This is a genomic window from Streptomyces sp. NPDC048441, assembly GCF_043200235.1.
Taxonomy (GTDB): Bacteria; Actinomycetota; Actinomycetes; order Streptomycetales; family Streptomycetaceae; genus Streptomyces.
In genome coordinates this window covers 21,630-38,918 of record NZ_JBICXM010000010.1, presented here as the reverse complement: position 1 = coordinate 38,918, position 17,289 = coordinate 21,630, and the positions used below count along the sequence as shown (strand labels likewise).

General features: G+C 69.4%; 14 protein-coding genes. 6 read left to right on the top strand and 8 right to left on the bottom strand.

Annotated elements, in window-relative coordinates; translation table 11 throughout:
* Window positions 1-110 precede the first annotated feature (110 nt).
* Window positions 111-659 (top strand): acyl-CoA thioesterase, encoded by a 549-nt coding sequence (locus ACGFSB_RS24250; RefSeq protein ID WP_393402886.1) that lies wholly within the window; start codon window positions 111-113, stop codon window positions 657-659.
* 45 nt (window positions 660-704) lie between these two features.
* On the opposite strand, the gene ACGFSB_RS24245 is transcribed toward ACGFSB_RS24250, so the two are convergent.
* Window positions 705-2,063, bottom strand: a complete 1,359-nt coding sequence (locus ACGFSB_RS24245) for an LCP family protein (RefSeq protein ID WP_393403501.1) — start codon at window positions 2,061-2,063, stop codon at window positions 705-707.
* 285 nt (window positions 2,064-2,348) lie between these two features.
* On the opposite strand from ACGFSB_RS24245, the gene ACGFSB_RS24240 reads away from it, so the two are divergent.
* Window positions 2,349-3,389 (top strand): glycosyltransferase family 2 protein, encoded by a 1,041-nt coding sequence (locus ACGFSB_RS24240; protein WP_393402883.1) that lies wholly within the window; start codon window positions 2,349-2,351, stop codon window positions 3,387-3,389.
* Between the two features lie 27 nt (window positions 3,390-3,416).
* Here ACGFSB_RS24240 and ACGFSB_RS24235 read toward each other — a convergent pair whose 3' ends face one another.
* The 4 genes from ACGFSB_RS24235 to ACGFSB_RS24220 form a co-directional block, all read right to left on the bottom strand.
* Entirely contained in the window at window positions 3,417-5,048 is a 1,632-nt protein-coding gene (locus ACGFSB_RS24235) for an LCP family protein (RefSeq protein WP_393402881.1), read from the bottom strand.
* Between the two features lie 76 nt (window positions 5,049-5,124).
* Window positions 5,125-6,855 carry an LCP family protein gene (locus tag ACGFSB_RS24230; RefSeq protein ID WP_393402879.1) on the bottom strand — a complete coding sequence of 577 codons (1,731 nt, stop codon included), beginning with the start codon at window positions 6,853-6,855 and terminating at the stop codon, window positions 5,125-5,127.
* A gap of 226 nt (window positions 6,856-7,081) precedes the next feature.
* Complete coding sequence (locus ACGFSB_RS24225; protein ID WP_393402877.1) at window positions 7,082-8,380, bottom strand: LCP family protein; 1,299 nt, start codon at window positions 8,378-8,380, stop codon at window positions 7,082-7,084.
* Between the two features lie 126 nt (window positions 8,381-8,506).
* A complete protein-coding gene (locus ACGFSB_RS24220; RefSeq protein WP_393402874.1) occupies window positions 8,507-9,262 on the bottom strand; it encodes a TIGR03089 family protein in 756 nt (251 codons plus the stop codon).
* Window positions 9,263-9,420: 158 nt separating this feature from the next.
* Here ACGFSB_RS24220 and ACGFSB_RS24215 point away from each other — a divergent pair, with 158 nt between their 5' ends.
* The 3 genes from ACGFSB_RS24215 (at window position 9,421) to ACGFSB_RS24205 (ending at window position 13,191) form a co-directional block, all read left to right on the top strand.
* Window positions 9,421-10,782: an N-acetylmuramoyl-L-alanine amidase gene (locus tag ACGFSB_RS24215; RefSeq protein WP_393402871.1), complete on the top strand. Its 1,362-nt coding sequence runs from the start codon at window positions 9,421-9,423 to the stop codon at window positions 10,780-10,782.
* Window positions 10,783-10,899: 117 nt separating this feature from the next.
* Window positions 10,900-11,982 (top strand): sugar phosphate nucleotidyltransferase, encoded by a 1,083-nt coding sequence (locus ACGFSB_RS24210; protein ID WP_393402869.1) that lies wholly within the window; start codon window positions 10,900-10,902, stop codon window positions 11,980-11,982.
* A gap of 198 nt (window positions 11,983-12,180) precedes the next feature.
* Complete coding sequence (locus tag ACGFSB_RS24205) at window positions 12,181-13,191, top strand: DNA-3-methyladenine glycosylase family protein (RefSeq protein WP_393402866.1); 1,011 nt, start codon at window positions 12,181-12,183, stop codon at window positions 13,189-13,191.
* Window positions 13,192-13,384: 193 nt separating this feature from the next.
* Here ACGFSB_RS24205 and ACGFSB_RS24200 read toward each other — a convergent pair whose 3' ends face one another.
* From ACGFSB_RS24200 to ACGFSB_RS24190, 3 genes are read right to left on the bottom strand one after another with little or no spacing between them, the layout of a single operon-like run.
* On the bottom strand, window positions 13,385-14,728 hold the full coding sequence (locus tag ACGFSB_RS24200; protein ID WP_393402864.1) for a coenzyme F420-0:L-glutamate ligase: 1,344 nt from the start codon (window positions 14,726-14,728) through the stop codon (window positions 13,385-13,387).
* Complete coding sequence (gene cofD, locus ACGFSB_RS24195; protein ID WP_393402862.1) at window positions 14,725-15,681, bottom strand: 2-phospho-L-lactate transferase; 957 nt, start codon at window positions 15,679-15,681, stop codon at window positions 14,725-14,727. Before cofD ends, ACGFSB_RS24200 begins: the two co-directional genes overlap by 4 nt.
* A 34-nt stretch (window positions 15,682-15,715) precedes the next feature.
* Entirely contained in the window at window positions 15,716-16,231 is a 516-nt protein-coding gene (locus ACGFSB_RS24190; protein WP_393402859.1) for a cysteine dioxygenase, read from the bottom strand.
* A gap of 663 nt (window positions 16,232-16,894) precedes the next feature.
* Between ACGFSB_RS24190 and ACGFSB_RS24185 the strand changes: the two genes are divergently transcribed.
* Window positions 16,895-17,158: a WhiB family transcriptional regulator gene (locus ACGFSB_RS24185; protein WP_016642094.1), complete on the top strand. Its 264-nt coding sequence runs from the start codon at window positions 16,895-16,897 to the stop codon at window positions 17,156-17,158.
* The last annotated feature ends 131 nt before the right edge of the window (window positions 17,159-17,289 follow it).

Genomic DNA, 17,289 nt, shown 5'->3' with positions numbered 1-17,289 from the left:
TGGGCTGTGCCACTCACAGGGCAGGTGGGGAATCGGAGCAGGGCTGTTGCAGAGCTGATGCAAAGCGGCTCGGCGCGTCACGGACATTCCTCAGACATAGGGTGGAGCCCATGACAGACCTGGCCCCTGGCGCGGAATCGGAGATTCCGGGCAAGCCGACTTCGGCGTCCCGCACGACTCTCAGCCACATCATGACCCACAACGACACCAACCTCCTCGGAACGGTGCACGGCGGCGTGATCATGAAATTGGTGGACGATGCGGCGGGGGCCGTCGCGGGACGGCACTCGGGCGGACCCGCCGTCACCGCCTCCATGGACGAGATGGCCTTCCTGGAGCCGGTACGCGTCGGCGACCTCGTCCATGTGAAGGCGCAGGTGAACTGGACCGGCCGCAGCTCCATCGAGGTCGGCGTGCGGGTGCTCGCCGAGCGCTGGAACGAGTCGACACCGGCCCAGCAGGTGGGGTCGGCGTATCTCGTCTTCGCGGCCGTCGACGCGGAGGGGAAGCCGCGGGGCGTGCCGCCGGTCATCCCGGAGACCGAGCGGGACCGGCGGCGGTATCAGGAGGCCCAGATCCGCCGCACGCACCGCCTCGCGCGGCGCCGGGCCATCAAGGAGCTGCGGCAGGCGCGTGCCGCGGAGGGACTGGACGACTGAGCGGTCCCGACGGCCGAGCGCTCATGGGCGCCGGCGCGGACCGTCCTACGGGCACACCACCTGGTCCCCGGTGAGCGCCCCGAACTCCCCTTGGTACGCATCCTCCGCCCGCACCGGCCTGACGCGCTTGTAGTCCTGGCCCGCGAACACCTTCAGGGTCGGGCCCTGCCCCTTCACGGCCCGCATCTCACTGCCGGGCAGTGCGGTGGCCAGGGACTTCGCCGAGCGGTCCCAGCGGGGGTCGTACGCGACGACCGTGCGCTTCAGCGGCCTGCCCGCCACATTGCCGGGGGCCCGCGTCGTGCGGAAGCCCGTGGACCGCAGCCCGCTGTCGACCCGCCGGCCGAGTCCCGGCGTGCCCGCGGCGTTGTCGACCTGCACCCGGATCTGCTGCGGCGACACGTCGACGACGGCCTTGCGCATGGTGTGGTGCGCGGCCAGCGGACGGTCGCCGCGCAGTGCGTCGAAGAGCTTCCCGGACCTCTTCGGGTCCCACTTCAGCGTCGACCCGATGCCCGGCACCAGCACGCCCTTGCTGAGCAGCGGCACGGTGGTGAACTCCGACGACGACGGTGAGAAGCCGCGCATCGCCCGGCCGAGGGCCAGCATGTCGTTCGTACCGAAGCCCTTGTCCGCCCGGACGGAGCCGAGCAGCGTCCTGCTCACGTCGCGGAACTTGAGCGGGTTGAGCAGCACCCCGCTGCCGGTCGCCTTGGCGATCAGCGCCGCGAGGAACCGCTGCTGGCGCTGCATCCGCCCCAGGTCCGATGTGCCGTCGACGTGGCGTGTGCGGACGTACTGCAACGCGGCCCCGCCGTTCAGCTTGTGCGTACCGACGGACAGATCGAGTCCGGTGTACGAGTCCTTCAGCGGGCGTGCCGTGCAGATCTCGACGCCGCCGAGCACGTCCACGGTCTTCATGAAGCTGGTGAAGTCGACCTCCATGTAGTGGTCGATCTTGACCTTCGTCATGTTCTCGACGGTCCGCACGGTCAGGTTGGCGCCGCCCTCCGCGTAGGCCGCGTTCAGCTTGACCGGGTGCGCCTTGTGCTTGTCGCCGGAGTTCTGGTCGGTGTGCTCGGGCATCTCCGCGTACGAGTCACGGGGCAGGCTCACCACACTCGCGCGGTCCCGGTCCTCCGAGATGTGCACGATCATGATCGTGTCCGTGCAGTGGCAGGGTGCGCCGCCGAGGCGGTACTTCTGCTTCTCCGCCTTGGTGATCTTGTCGCGGCCGTCGGTGCCGACGAGCAGCACGTTCATGCCGTTGCCGCCCTTGGGCCGGTTCTTCATGTCCTTGAAGGCGTCGACGCGGCTGATCTCGGTGTCGAGACTGGTGACGACACCGTGCCCGATCCCGGCCGCCGTGAGCACCGTCACGGCGAACCCCGTCGCCACCCGCATGGGCCAGCGAGGCCGCTTCCGCTGCTTGGCCGGCCGCCGCGCGGGCTGCTGCGAAGGCTGCCGCGCGTGCGGGGGGCGGGGCCCGCGCTGTGGCGACGCGGGGGAGCGGCGGGGCGGTGTGGGCACGTGGGGGGACACCTCCGCGGTGACGGCCTGGCCGGGACGGGTGGGAGACTCGGGATGGGCCGGGGGACGCGAGAACCGTAGGCCCATACGATCTGCGACCCGGGGCAGCAGGCCGGGCGGCGCGCGCCGGTGTCCCCCATTCGCGGTAACGTGGCGCCGATGAACGCGACGCCCGACGTGCAGCTTCCTGCCGTATCCGTGATCATGCCGGTGCTCAACGAGGAACGGCATCTGCGTGCTGCCGTATCCGCGATCCTCGAGCAGGAGTACGAAGGCGAGATGGAGGTCGTCGTCGCGCTCGGTCCCTCCACGGACCGTACGGACGAGATCGCCGCCGAACTGGTCGCCGAGACCGCGGGCGACCGCGCGAAGGTGCAGACGGTCCCGAACCCCACCGGGCGCACGCCCGCGGCCCTGAACGCCGCCATCAAGGCATCCAGCCACCCGATCGTGGTGCGCGTGGACGGCCACGGCATCCTGTCTCCCGGCTACATCGCGACGGCCGTACGCCTCCTCGAGGAGACCGGCGCGCAGAACGTCGGCGGCATCATGCACGCCGAGGGCGAGAACGACTGGGAGCACGCGGTCGCCGCCGCCATGACGTCGAAGATCGGCGTGGGCAACGCGGCCTTCCACACCGGTGGCGAGGCCCAGCAGGCGGAGACCGTCTATCTCGGTGTCTTCCGGCGCGAGGCCCTCGAACAGCAGGGCGGCTACAACGTGGAGTTCATCCGCGCCCAGGACTGGGAGCTGAACTTCCGTATCCGCGAGGCGGGCGGCCTCATCTGGTTCTCGCCCGAGCTGAAGGTGCAGTACCGCCCGCGGCCGAGCGTGAAGGCCCTCGCCAAGCAGTACAAGGACTACGGCCGCTGGCGGCACGTCGTCGCCCGCTACCACGAAGGCTCCATCAACCTCCGCTACCTCGCGCCGCCGACCGCCGTCTGCGCGATCGCGGCGGGCATCGTCGTGGGCGCCCTGGTGACGCCCTGGGGCTTTGTCGTCCCCGCCGGATACGTCGCGGCGATCGCGGCGGGCTCGCTGCCCGCGGGCAAGGGTCTTCCACTGAAGGCGCGCCTCCAGATCCCGGTGGCGCTCGCGACCATGCACATGTCGTGGGGCTGGGGCTTCCTCACCAGCCCGCGTGCGCTCGCCAAGAAGGTCATCGCTTCCCGGCGTCCTGCTGTGCTCAGCGAGGCCTGAGCACAGCAGGACGGACCGGGGTCCTGCTCACTCCCAGGTGTACCCCGGGTCCACGTGCATGCACGCCTTCTTGTCCGAGCCGTTGAGCGCCTCGGCCGAGTCGGGAGTCTTGTCGTCCCGCTTCGACTTGGGGTAGGTGTTCCCCTCCCGCCAGTCGGCACCGACGACGAGCGTGACCCCGGAGACGTCCGTCGACTTCTCCACCGAACTCAGCCGCATACCAAGGGACTTGGCGATCCGCTGGGCGTCGCCCTCCAGGTCGGCACTGGGGAACTTGATGACGGTCTTCTCCTGTGCGAGAGCCGTCGTCGTATCGGCCGTCGCCTTGGTGAAGCCCTTCCCCGCGAGGAGCTGGGTCACCGTGCTCGCGCGCCCGCTGACCGGTGGCTCGGCGTCCGTGCGGGTGCCGTTCTGCACCTGCACGGCGATCTCGCCGTCCGCCGCCGCCGGGTCGTCGGAGGCCTTCTCCTTGGCGGGCTTCTTCTTGCCCTTGCCGTCCAGTGAGACGTCGTCGCGTACGAGACGGAAGAGCTGCTCGGCGTCGCCCGGCTTGGGAACGACGCGCGCGCCCACGTACTCGTACGGCATGGTCGTCATCGTCGTCCGCTCCGGAGAGACCTTCTTGAGCTCGTTGCTCAGGTCGTAGAGCTTCTTGACGCTGCCGAGTCCGTCGTCGACCTTGAGCGCGCTCGTGGCCGTCTCGGCGAGCTTGCGCAGCTTGTTGGGGCTGCCCAGGTTGGCGTTGTCGCGCAGCTCGCGCACGAGTGCGTTCATGTACATGTGCTGGGCCTTGGCGCGGCTGATGTCGGTGCCGCCGTCGAAGCCGTAGCGGGTGCGCAGCCACTGGAGGGCCTGCTTGCCCTTGACGGCTGTCGTGCCCTTTTCGAGCTTCAGGCCCGAGCCGTGGCCCTTGCTGTCGCGCGAGTAGATGTTGGCGTCCACGCAGACCGGTACGCCGCCGATGGCGTCGGCCATCGAGACCACACCCGAGAAGTCCACTTCCATGAAGTGGTTGATGTGGATGTTGGTGAGCTTCTCCCAGGTGGCGACCGTGCAGCCGGGGCCGCCACGGCCGAGCGTCTGGTTCGTCATCGTCCGCTGCGTCGACGCCTCGTACACCTTGCCGTCGTCCGGATCGGTGCACTTCGGAATGGAGAGCAGCGTGTCGCGCGGCATACTGACGACCGACATGTTGGTGCGGTCGGCCGACAGGTGAAGCAGCATCTGGACGTCCGCGAGCGGCGTTCCCCCGAAGGTCTCCTTGGCGCCACCGAGCTTCTGGTTCTCCTTGGAGTCCCGTGCGTCCGAGCCGATGAGCAGGATGTTCAGCGGGGTCTGGCCCGCCGCGTTCGGCGTGGGCTCGGGGGCCCGGTGCTCGCCGAGGTTCAGATCGTCGGTCTCCAGATTGTTGTTCAGATGCTGGTACCACAGGTATCCGGCGCCGGCCGTCCCAAGTATCAGTACCGACAGGATCGTTGCCGACCAGCGGAGCACCCGACGTCTGCGGCGCGGCGGCCGGTCACCGCCGCCCCTACGGCGGTGTCTCTGTCCGCTGCCCTCCGGGGTCTCCCCGCCCTTCGGGCTCTCGCCCGAACCCCGGTCACTGGCGTGCGGGGCGCGTTCCCGCGCCCCCTCCCCACGCACGCTGCTTCTCCCCATCCCCTTGCCCCTCCCCGCCCCTGCACTGAATTACGGCCATCCTGCGTCTAGTGAGACGCAGAATGGCCGCTTCAGGTCACTTGGCACACACAGTCTTGTCCGCTTCGACCTTCTGGATGCCCTCCGGGGTCTTCGACGGTGAACTGATCGGAACCCCTGCGCCCTTGAAGTCGCTGCCGAGCGTCAGCTTGATGGCAGGAAGTCCCTGGGAGTTCTTCTCGCTCTTGCCGGGCTTCATCGCGGAGCCGGGCAGGCCCATGATGTCGGCGAGCCGCCGGGCCTGGTCGGCCTGGTCGGGCGCGTACTCAAGGGTCGTCTTCTTGAGGTCGGACGGCGCGTTGCCGAGCTGGCTGGCCTTGGACATGCCCTCAGTGTTCTGCAGGTACGTGAGAGTTGTCTGAGCGGCGCCGGTCTTCCCACTGCCGTTGTAGATGTCGACCCGTACGTCGGCGGCCGCGGACTTCTTCCCCTTGAGGCGCGCGGCGACCTCCTTCTTCTCCTTCCTCTGCTGCTTCTTCACCGCGGTCAGCGATTCGTCGGCGCGCATCATGGAGAACAGCGGGTCGGCCTTGCCCTTGTTCACGACGACCGTCGTGTGGACCTTCTCCGCCGGGTTGTCGATCACGGGCACGGTCGTGAAGCTGAGGTTCTTCATGTCGAGCTTGCCCAACTCCATGCCCAGGTCACGGAGTTTCATTATGTCCGCGATCTTGGAGTCGACGGTGAGGGCATCGGTGCCCGCCTCCGCGAGACTTATCATCTTCTTCGGGCTGGTGAGCGTGTCGTTCGACTTGAGCTTGCGCATCAGCGAGCTGAGGAACTGCTGCTGGAGCTCGATCCGGCTCAAGTCGCCGCCGGTGCCCACGGAGTGCCGCGTCCTGACGAACGCCAGCGCGTCCTCGCCCTCGATGGTGTGCTTGCCCGCGGGCAGCTTCAGATGCGAGTCCGGGTCGTCGATGTCCTTGGCGAGACAGACGTCCACACCGCCGACCGCGCTGGAGAGCGTCTTCACCGCGTTGAAGTCGGCCACCATGAAGTGGTCGATCTTTATGCCGGTGATCTCGGTGACCGTACGCATGGTGCAGCTGGGCGTGCGCTCGCTCTGGCCGAGGCTCTCGTTGAAGCGGACGTTCTGCGAGCCGGAGATGACCTTCTCGCTGCCGTCCTCCTGCTTCGTCGGACAGTCCGGAATGTCGGTGATCATGTCGCGCGGGATGCTCAACGCGGTCGCGTTCGTACGGTCCTTGGAGACGTGCAGCAGGATCGTCGTATCGGCGTGGCCGACGCTCTCCTTGTCGCCGTACTTCTCGTTGCCCTTGCCGGTGCGCTTGTCCGTGCCCATCACCAGGATGTTGATGGCCCGGTCCTTGCTGAAGCCGCCGGTGCCCGCACCATCGTCGTCGACCGATGTGATGTTGTCGTTGAGGTGCTGGTAGTAGAGGTACGCGCCGGCGCAGCCCGTGACGAGGACGAAGGCGAGCACGCCGCCCGTCCACATCAGGGCCTTCTTGCCCTTGGACTTCTTGGGCGGCTGCTTGCGCCTGCCACCGGCAGCCTCCGGCTGCGGCGCACGGCGTCTGCGCTGGTTCGGTACCTCGTGCTGTTCATCACGGGGCTCGTCGCGGCGGCCACCACGGCCGCGCGTTCCCGAACGGGGCGAGGACCGCGATGATCTGCGCGGTCCCGGCACTGCCGACTCCCCTGCGGAAGGGCTCAGTCGCAGTTCGTAATCGCCGGTGTTCGGGTTGAGTACCCACTGGTCTGCGGGGTCGATGTTCTCCGCCCGCCCACGGCCTTGCGCGTCCACGGTTGTTTGGTCCTCCGTCGGGGCCACGCGGCGCCTTTCCCCCCTCAAGCAAGGCGCTCGGTCAGTCGTCCAGCGGTGCGCGGTCCCGAGGGGCTCGGCGCACCGGATCGCTCACACTATCCGTCCAGTTCAGAGGTGAACGACGGCGGTGACACATTCCACTCCCCTACAACTGGGCAATCCGCCCCATTTCTTTGTGCAGGCGGTCTTGCGCTTGAGGGCGCCTTTACTCGCAGGTCGTTCCGGCGGCCGTGTTGCCCCGGAATGTGGGAGCGGGACTCGGAGTATGTGAAGGGTCGTCCGGCTTCTCGTCGTCGCTGTACTCCTCGGAGTCTCCGGAGTCCCCGGAGTCGTCGTCGCCGCTCTCCGCCTGGTCGCTGCGCGGGGCCGTGCCGGGGTCCTTGCGCGTCACTTGGAGCGGCGCGTCGGTACGAAGACGGGTGAAGAGTTCCTCCGCGGCGGGCTCCACGAGTTCATCGCGATTGGCGTCGTAGACATAGGACCGCCGGGGCACGGTGAGGAACTGCACCTGTTCTGTGGGGATGTTGCGCATACCGCGCACCAGTTCGTACAAACCACGCAAACTCGCGAGATCCGGGTCCGTCGTCAGCGAAGAAGTGGCCGCGTCGAGAACGGGATAGAGCTTCGCCGGATTGAGCAGGACGTCATTGCTCTGCACCTTGTTGACGAGCGCCGCGAGGAACTGCTGCTGACGGTCCATACGGTCGGTGTCACTGCCGTTGCCGATGCTCTTACGGGCGCGCACATAACCGAGCGCCTGCTCGCCGTTGAGCGTCTGCTTGCCCGCGGCGACCTTCAGATGGGCGTCGGAGTCGTCGATCGGTTCCTTGAGGCAGACCTGTACGCCGTCGACCGCGTCGACCATGTCCTTGAACCCGGCGAAGTCCACGACCATGTGGTGGTCGACGCGGATCTTCGTCATCTTCTCGATCGTACGAATGGTGCAGGCCGTCCCGCCGAACTCGTACGCCCAGTTGAACTGCGCGAACTGGGCCCGCGTCCGCGAACCGTCGGGCCTGCGGCAGCTGGGGATGTCCACCATCACGTCCCGCGGGATCGACACCGCGGTCGCGCTCTGCCGGTCGGCCGCGAGGTGCAGCAGGATCGTGGTGTCCGAGCGCTGGGTGCCCCGGTCGCGGCCGTACTTCTTGTTGCCGCTGCCCGACCGGGTGTCGGAGCCGATCAGGAGGATGTTCTGGGCGTCGTGCACCAGCGGCGTCGGGCGCTCCTTCTCGTAGCGCGCCAGCTCCGCCGCGGCGTCGGTGTCCTTGGTGATGTTGCCGTCGAGCTTGTTGTAGACCGCCCATCCGGCGCCCGCGGCGACCAGGACGAGGCCTGCGGCACCCATGGCCGTCCAGCGCAGCCAGCGCCGCTTGCGCCGGACGGCGCCCGCACCCGTGGGGCTTGAGCCCGCGCCGGGCCCGTACGTGGCCGGCGGATCAGGCGCGGCGCCGTCCGGGTCCGGACGATCCGGCCCGGCGGCCATGCCTGCGGTGTCGGACACGGATACGTCCACCCCTCATAGCGACGTCGGTGCATGGTGCGCTCCTACGACCATGGACCGGCGCGACGCTCGGGGCCTGCGGGCCAGGGGCTCGTGTGGGCCGAACGGGGGACGCCAGGGGAGGGGCTACTTCGCGGTGGCGGTGACCCGCTCGTCCTCGACGCGCTTCGCGAGGCCGCCCTCGGCGATCTTGTCGAGGTGGCGGCAGAGCACCACGGAGCCGCCCGCCGCCAGCGGGCCGTACAGACCGGAGCTCAGGCCCTCCCAGGTGTCGTACGACAGGCCGGAGAGCAGCCGGGAGCCGGCGGCGAGCCCCAGCGCTTCGGCGTCGGCGCGGGCCCGCCCGACGAGTTCCGCGCCCGTCAGCTCGCCGGCGCCGTCCACGACGAGCGCGGGCTCGTCCGGGTCCACGGGCGCGTACGGCGCGAAGCGGTCGCCCTGGCCCGGCACCTCGACCGCGTAGTCCACGAAGCCTTCGGGAGCATGCGGGAAGCGCCCGCCGAGCGGCCGGAGCGCGAGCGCGACCCGCTCCCCGGAGCAGGCCCGCGCCGCGTCGAGCGAATCGGGCCCGCTGACGACGAGATCCGCCTTGGCCGGATCCCCGCCGACATCCGCGACGACCCCCACGGACGAACAGGCGAGCAGCCAGACCGCCGTCTGCCAGTGCGCGGGAAGCAGCAGCGCGAGCCGGTCGCCGGGCTCGGCGGCGAGATCGCCCTGGAGCAGGTTGGCGGTCTTGGCCACCCAATTGGCGAAGGTGGCCACGGACAATTCGACGCGCTCGCCCGTCGCGTCGTCGTAGAAGGTGATCAGCGGGCGGCCCGGGTCCGTGGCGAGCGCGGATCGCAGCAGGTCGGCAGGGGTGCGGTCGGTGGCGTTCACGGGCGCAAGGGTACGCGGACGCACCTGCGTCCCGGGCGTGGCGGGGGAGTGCGGGCCACCGGTTCGGCGGACGTCCGGCGGACGTTCGGCGGACAGGAACCAACGGTCCGTCAATTCCCAATTGGCGGATTTGTTCGTCTATGCCAACTATCAGATGTATGCGTGGATTTCTAGCTTCTTCGATCGGCGTCACGTGCGCGGCCGTCCTGGCCATCCCCCTCACCCTGCCGTCGTCCGGCGCACGCGCCGCGACGCCGGCGGAGTCATCCGCAGCCGAGATCCCCGGCAGCACCCAGTCGCTCCGGCTGGGCCCGCTCGGCTCCGACCGCTCCCTCGGCGCGGGCTCGTCAGCGCGCGAGCAGGGCCTGCTCCAGCGCGAAGTCCGGCCCTTCTCTCTGGTAGGCGTCGTCTGGAACAACCCGGACGACGAACTGCACGGCAGCGTCCAGGTCCGCACGCGCGGCACGGGCACCGGCGCCTGGTCCGGCTGGCAGGCCGTGGAGACGCACAACCACGAGCACGCCGCCGACCCGGACGACCCGGAGAGCACATCGGGCAGGGTCCACGGCTCCACCGCCCCCCTGTGGGTCGGCGACTCGGACGCCGTCGAGATCCGCGTACGGGGAGAGGAACCGCGGCACCGGGCGGTCGGCCCCCCGGCAGGCACCGCCCTGCCCGCGGGCCTGCGCCTCGAACTCGTCGACCCCGGCGCCGAACCGCCCCCGCAGGGCTCCCTGGGCGAAGGCCCCCGCTCCACGGCCCTGACCGCCGAGACCGCCGCCTCCTCCGCCGTCAACGCCGACCTCGCCCCGCTCGGCGCCGCCGTCATCCCGGCGCTCAGCAAGAAGGAGACGGAGGCCGACCTGATCGCGGCCCGCGGCGGTCCGGAGGAAGCCGCAGGGAAGGCCAGGCCCTACGTGGGGCCCCGGCCGCGCATCATCACGCGCAAGGGCTGGGGCGCGGACGAGAAGCTCCGCGAGAAGCAGTTCGGCTACTCGAAGACCGTGAAGGCCGCCTTCGTGCATCACAGCGCGACCGGCAACAACTACCGCTGCTCGCAGGCGGGCTCCGTCCTGCGCAGTATCTACCGCTACCACGTCAAGAGCAGTGGCTGGCGTGACTTCGGCTACAACTTCGCGGTCGACAAGTGCGGAAACATCTACGAAGGACGTGCCGGAGGTGTGGCCAAGCCAGTCCTCGGGGCCCACACTCTCGGTTTCAACACCAACAGCATGGGCATCGCCGTCCTCGGCAGCTTCGGCTACTCCAACCCGCCCGCGGCCGCCGTGAACGCCATCGCCCGGCTGACCGCCTGGAAGCTCGGCCTGTACGGCGCCAACCCGCGAGGATCGACCTATCTGAAGTCCGGGGGTGGAAATCTGTACACGAAAGGCAGGAACGTCCGGCTCCATGTGATCTCCGGGCACCGTGACGGTTTCGCCACGGAATGCCCCGGTGCACGCTTGTATCGGAAGCTGGGCACGGCCCGTTCCACCTCGGCCCGCTACCAGGGCCGCTGAGCCCTCGGCGTACCGCACGACCCGCACAGCGCACTGCACGATCTGCAAAGCCATCTGCATACACTGGCCGGCCGCGACTCAAGTTCGGCCGGCCCCAGCAGGAAGCAGAGACGACAGGTGACAGAAGCGATCCTCCTGGTCGGCGGCAAGGGAACCCGGCTCCGTCCGCTCACGGTGCACACCCCCAAACCGATGGTTCCGGCGGCGGGCGTCCCGTTCCTCACCCACCAGCTGGCGCGGGCACGCGCGGCAGGCGTGGAGCACATCGTCCTGGCGACCTCCTACCTCGCCGAGGTCTTCGAGCCGTACTTCGGAGACGGCTCGGCGCTCGGCCTCCATATCGAGTACGTCACCGAGACCGAGCCCCTGGGCACGGGCGGCGCGATCCGCAACGTGGCCTCGCGCCTCACCTCAGGCCCCGACGACCCGGTCCTGATCTTCAACGGCGACATCCTCACGGGCCTGGACATCCGCGCCCTGGTCACGACGCACGAGGATTCGGGAGCAGACGTCTCCCTGCACCTCACGAAGGTCGACGACCCCCGTGCGTACGGCCTCGTCCCGACGGACGCGACGGGCCGGGTGCAGGCCTTCCTGGAGAAACCACAGACCCCCGAAGAGATCGTGACGGACCAGATCAACGCGGGCGCGTACGTCTTCCGCCGCTCGGTCATCGACACGATCCCCGAGGGCCGCCCGGTCTCGGTCGAACGCGAGACGTTCCCCGACCTCCTCGCCTCCGGAGCCCACCTCCAGGGCATGGTCGACTCGACGTACTGGCTGGACCTGGGCACGCCCCAGGCCTTCGTACGCGGCTCGGCGGACCTGGTCCTGGGCCGGGCACCGTCCCCCGCGGTCCCCGGCCGCTGCGGCGACCGCCTGGTCCTGCCGACCGCCGGAGTCGCCCCGGACGCGAAGCTCACCGGCGGCACGGTGATCGGCGACGACGCGGTGATCGGCGCGGGCGCACGGGTGGACGGCAGCACGGTCCTGGCCGGGGCGGTCATCGAACCGAACGCGGTGATCACCGACTCCCTGATCGGCGCGGGCGCGAGGGTGGGCGCCCGCACGATCCTCGCGGGTGCGGTGATCGGCGACGGCGCGGAGGTCGGCGCCGACAACGAGCTCCGGGAGGGCGTACGGGTGTGGTGCGGGGCGAGGCTGCCGGCGGGGTCGGTCAGGTTCTCGTCGGACGAGTAGGACTATTCAGCCTGTCGTGGGGGTCCCCCCTGCTCCTTAAGAACTTGGTGGGGGTCCCCCCTGCTCTCCTTAAGAGCTTGGGGGAGTTTGAGGACGAACTCGGCGAAGCCGGTGATGCGGTAAGCAAGGCCCCTGCGCCGGAGCAGGTTTTCGGGAAGGGGCGGGGCAGGGGACAAAAAAGCCCCTACCCTCGTACAGATGTCATCCCGTTTCGCCCCACGCTCCACCCCCACCCGCACAACAGTGCGCGGCGGCGAAACGGCGATCCCCCAGGGCACGCCCCGCCAGGCGACAGCGGCTCAGACCCGCACCTGGACCCCACCCCACCCCCTGAACCTGGGCCTCACCCTGGGCCCTCTGCGAAGAGGCCCCGCGGACCCCACGTTCCGCACGACCCCCGACGGCTCGGCCTGGCGAGCGACCCGCACCCCTCAGGGCCCCGGCACACTGAGGGTGGCCCTGCGCGCGAAGACGGTGGAGGCAGAGGCATGGGGTCCAGGAGCCACCTGGCTCCTGGACCAACTCCCGCACCTCATCGGCGAGTCCGACGAGCCCGAGGCCTTCGCCCCCCGCCACCGCCTGCTCGCAGCAACAGCGCACCGCCGCCCCGGCCTCCGCCTGACCCGCACGGGCCTGGTCCTGGAGTCGCTGATCCCGTCGATCCTGGAACAGAAGGTCACGACGGACGAGGCGTACCGCGCCTGGCGCCTCCTGGTCCGCAAGTACGGCGAACCGGCCCCGGGCCCGACGCCCGCCCAGCTCCGTATGCACGTCATGCCGGACCCGAGGACGTGGACGCTGATCCCGTCCTGGGAGTGGCACAAGGCGGGCGTGGACAACAAACGGGCGTCGACGATCCTGCGAGCGGCAAGAGTGGCGGCCCGCCTGGAGGAAGCGGCGGCGATGGGGCCGCCCCAGGCTCAGGCCCGCCTGGAACTGATCCCGGGCATCGGCCCATGGACGTCGGCGGAGACGGTCCAGCGCAGCAACGGCGCCCCGGACGCGGTCACGGTGGGCGACCTCCACCTTCCGGGAATCATCGGCTACGCGCTGGCGGGCGACCGCACGGCGGACGACGAGGCCATGCTGAAGCTACTGACCCCCTACGAGGGCCAACGCCACAGAGCAACCCGCCTGATCCTCCTGAGCGGCCACACCCCACCCCGCAGGGAGCCACGTATGCCGGTGGGCGATATCGCCAGGCTCTGAGCAGCCAGCCCCGTAAGGGGCGCGGGGAACTGCGCGAGCAACCACGACGAGCCCGCAGCGGCCGTCAAGGGGCGCGGGGAACTGCGCGACGGGCGCGGGGAACTGCGCGACAAGCCCCCACAACCCGCAGTTGCACCACCCGGCCCGGCCCACCCGGCCCACCTATCCCACCCAACGCCCCTGGCAAGCCCCCTCACCGCACCTCGAAGAAGTCCTCCACATTCCGCGAGGCCCGAGCCGGGGGCTCACCCGCCGCATGACCCACGGCAACCGCCCCCATGGGGTCCCAGGACTCCGGAAGCCCAAGAACGTCCCGTACGACATCCCGGCAGAACATGGTCGACGAGACCCACGCGGAGCCAAGCCGCTCCCCGGCAAGCGCGACGAGGAAGTTCTGCACCCCGGCCCCGGCGGCGACGACGAACATCTCCCGCTCGGCGGCATCCCGCCGAGCATCCCCGTACGTATGAGAGCCGTCCATGACAAGACAAGGCACGACCAAATAGGGAGCTTTACGCAGCACATCCCCCCGCCGCACCCGCTTGGCAATGGACTCCGAAGACTTCCGGTCCCCCTGAAGATCCGCGACCCACGCGTCGCGCATCGCGTCAAGCAGCCGCACCCGCGAGCCCTCGGACTCGAGCAGCACGAACCGCCAAGGCGTCGTGTGATGGGGCGCGGGCGCGGTCACAGCAGCAGCCACGGCCCGCCGCACGGCCCCCGGATCCACCGCCTCGTCGGTGAACTCCCGCACGGTCCGCCGCTGCGTCACCGCTTCCCGTACGGCCTCGGACGTCCCGAGCCGGAACATGTCGTCACGCGAGCTCCGCACCATGACGCGGGCTCCCTCATCGGTCTCACCCACGACCTCATCGGTCTCACGCACGACATGCGAAAGACCACGCACGACAGCCACCGGCAGCCCCTCGGCCTTCCCCTTGACCAGATCACCGGCGGCGGCCAGCTCGTCCGCGGTGGCGACGACGGTCGCGCTCAGCGGATTCCCGTACGCGTCGACCCCGCCCCGCAGGTCATCGAGGACCCGCACGCCCGCCGCCCCGATGGCGACATCGGTGAGGCCGGTCCGCCAGGGCCGCCCGAAGGTGTCGGTGACCACGACCCCCACGTCCACGCCCAGCGTGTCCCGCAGCCCGTCCCGCACCGCACGCGCCGAGGCATCGGCGTCCTCGGGCAGCAACAGCACGGTCCCGGAAGGCGTGTTGGAGGCATCGACACCGGCGGCGGCCATGACAAGACCCTGCCGGTTCTCGACGATGCGCAGGGCCCCGCGCCGCGCCACGACCCGCACCGTCTCCGCGTCGATGGCGGCCTCGCGGTCGCTCGCCTCGACGATCCGCCCCTCGGCCTTGCTGACGATCTTCGAAGTGACGAGGAGTACGTCCCCGTCGGCGAGCCCCGGCTCCGCCGCGGCGATCAGCTTGGCGATGTCGTCGCCCTGCCGCACCTCGGGCAGCCCGGGAACGGCCCACACACGGAACGACGGCGCAGCCCCGGCTCCGGCGTCGGAAGAGCTCATGCCCGCACCTCCTCCGCGAGGACAAGCGCGGCACGCGCCATCTCGGTGGTCGCGTCGAGATCGCTCATCATCAGCGGAATCGCCCGGCACCGGATGCCCGCCGACTCGACCCGCTCCACGACACCCGCGTCCACGGTGTCGACGAGCCACCCGTCGAGCAGTCCGCTCCCGTAGTGCTCGGCGACCGCGGCGGCCGTCGTCTCCACGCCCACGGCGGTGAGCACCTTGTCGGCCATGCCCCGCACGGGCGCGTCCCCGACGATGGGGGAGAGTCCGACGACGGGCACGCCCGCGTCGGCGATGGCCTCACGGATGCCCGGCACGGCGAGGATCGTCCCGACGCTCACCACAGGGTTGGACGGCGGGAAGATCACGACGTCCGCGTCGGCGATCGCCTCCAGGACGCCGGGCGCGGGCTTGGCCTGGTCGGCGCCTACGGGCACGACGGCGTGCGCGTCCACGGACGCCCTCAGGCGCACCCAGTACTCCTGGAAGTGGATGGCCTTCTGCTCGCCGTCGATCGTGACGGCGACATGCGTCTCGACGCGGTCGTCCGACATGGGGATGAGCCGCACGCCGGGCTGCCACCGCTCGCACAGCGCTTCGGTGACGGCACTGAGCGGGAATCCGGCGGCCAGCATCTGCGTCCGCACGATGTGCGTGGCGAAGTCCCGGTCGCCGAGCCCGAACCACTCGGGCCCCACGCCGTACGCCGCGAGCTCTTCCTTGACCTTGAACGTCTCGTCCGTACGACCCCAGCCCTGCTCTTCGTTGATGCCGCCGCCGAGCGTGTACATCACGGTGTCGAGGTCGGGGCAGACCTTGAGCCCGAACAGGTGAATGTCGTCACCGGTGTTGCCGATGACCGTGATGTCCGCGTCAGGCGCGGCTTTCTTGAGCCCGCGGAGGAAACGGGCGCCGCCGATACCGCCGGCCAGGACCACAATGCGCATGGGACCAAGCATGTCAGGCACATACGACAACGCGTCAGGCGGTCACGACATCTCCGGTCGCCGGGGCGGTGGCCCGCACGCCGCACTGCGCCGCGTGCATCGGCATGTCGGTCAGGCCGGGGTAGTAGACGTGCAGGCTGACGGCCGGTTCCAGGGAGTCGTTGACGACGTCGTGGACGTACCCGGGCGCGAACACGCGCTGGGCTCCGGCGCCGAGCGCGCGCTGCCCGCGCTCCGTACGCTCCGTCAGCTCGCCCTCCAGGACCGTGAGTACGCCGGAGGAGAGGCCGTGGTCGTGCGATCCGCTGCCCTGCCCCGGCACCCAGGAGAGGAGCCAGACCTCGTAGCCCGGCCCGGTGCGCAGGCGGTGGTACCAGCGGCTTGTGGCGTCGTACTCGACGAGGTGGGCCCATTGCGCGCGGTCGGCCGCGATGCCGCGGGCCAGGCCGACGAACTCGGCCACGGTGGCTGGGTGCTCGCGGGCGGGCTGTAGGAGGTGGGCGACTTCGAGGATGTCGCCGGCGATCTGGAGGTCGCTGTCGCTGTTCATGGTGCGGTGGTTCCTCAACGTGAGTGCTGGGGTGTCGCGAGGGAGGGTGGAGCAGGCTCAACAGAAGAGAGTGGAGCGGGCTCAACAGCCGGAAGCGGTATGGCTCAACAGCTGGAGCAGGAACAGCGACAGCGCGCGTGGGCAGCACCGAGGAGCCCGCGGGTGCGGGTCGTCGAGAGTGCCAATTTTGCGAGCATGCCCACTAGGACAGCGCCTCACACTTTCCCTGTCAACTCTATGTCCGCAATGTGGGATATGTTTCACCTCATCCGGTTGTTCTCTGAGCTGAAAGGTTTGTGCAGTCGGCTCACGGGACACATCGCGCTTCAACCGGCGCGTAAACCCCGTCGTGATCCCGTGACCCGAATGTGATCCCTTTCGCTTCGGCGGACCGGCCGCAACGGGATGGATCTCCGTGACGTCCTTCCCAGGTGAGGGGGTGGTCGCGGGGCACCTCGGGATGGGCCACTGGCACGTGCCAGGGTTTATGCCGATTTGAACACTTTCCGCATTACCTTGGTTCCGCAGGGTGAATAAGGGACCCAATAGCAGATCTCGGCTTGACTGGCCCGGATCGGCGCACTTGTAATTTCACTCGTGTCGTTCAGCCGAAATCGGTAGCGGCAAGCATGACGGGGACGCACAGACAGACGAGGGGCGCACATGACCGAGCTGGTTCAGGAACTGCTGGTCGAGGACGCGGACGAGGAACTCGGCTGGCAGGAGCGCGCACTGTGCGCGCAGACCGATCCCGAGTCCTTCTTCCCCGAGAAGGGCGGCTCCACGCGTGAGGCCAAGAAGGTCTGCCTCGCCTGTGAGGTCCGTTCGGAATGCCTTGAGTACGCACTGGCGAACGACGAGCGGTTCGGTATCTGGGGCGGCCTGTCGGAGCGCGAACGCCGTCGCTTGAAGAAGGCCGCCGTCTGAACGCGTGCCGGTCGCGCGTGAACGCAAGCCGGTTCCTGGGTCGTTTCCGGGTGAACGCGAGCCTGTTCCGCGTGAACACGCGCAGGTTCCGCCCGAACAAACGGCACACACCCTTACGTAAGGAACAGCCC

Coding starts and splice junctions, on each gene's coding strand:
- ACGFSB_RS24250 (WP_393402886.1), top strand. CDS start 111: ATGACAGACCTGGCCCCTGGCGCGGAATCGGAGATTCCGGGCAAGCCG.
- ACGFSB_RS24245 (WP_393403501.1), bottom strand. CDS start 2,063: ATGCGGGTGGCGACGGGGTTCGCCGTGACGGTGCTCACGGCGGCCGGG.
- ACGFSB_RS24240 (WP_393402883.1), top strand. CDS start 2,349: ATGAACGCGACGCCCGACGTGCAGCTTCCTGCCGTATCCGTGATCATG.
- ACGFSB_RS24235 (WP_393402881.1), bottom strand. CDS start 5,048: ATGGGGAGAAGCAGCGTGCGTGGGGAGGGGGCGCGGGAACGCGCCCCG.
- ACGFSB_RS24215 (WP_393402871.1), top strand. CDS start 9,421: ATGCGTGGATTTCTAGCTTCTTCGATCGGCGTCACGTGCGCGGCCGTC.
- ACGFSB_RS24205 (WP_393402866.1), top strand. CDS start 12,181: ATGTCATCCCGTTTCGCCCCACGCTCCACCCCCACCCGCACAACAGTG.
- ACGFSB_RS24200 (WP_393402864.1), bottom strand. CDS start 14,728: ATGAGCTCTTCCGACGCCGGAGCCGGGGCTGCGCCGTCGTTCCGTGTG.
- cofD (WP_393402862.1), bottom strand. CDS start 15,681: ATGCGCATTGTGGTCCTGGCCGGCGGTATCGGCGGCGCCCGTTTCCTC.
- ACGFSB_RS24190 (WP_393402859.1), bottom strand. CDS start 16,231: ATGAACAGCGACAGCGACCTCCAGATCGCCGGCGACATCCTCGAAGTC.
- ACGFSB_RS24185 (WP_016642094.1), top strand. CDS start 16,895: ATGACCGAGCTGGTTCAGGAACTGCTGGTCGAGGACGCGGACGAGGAA.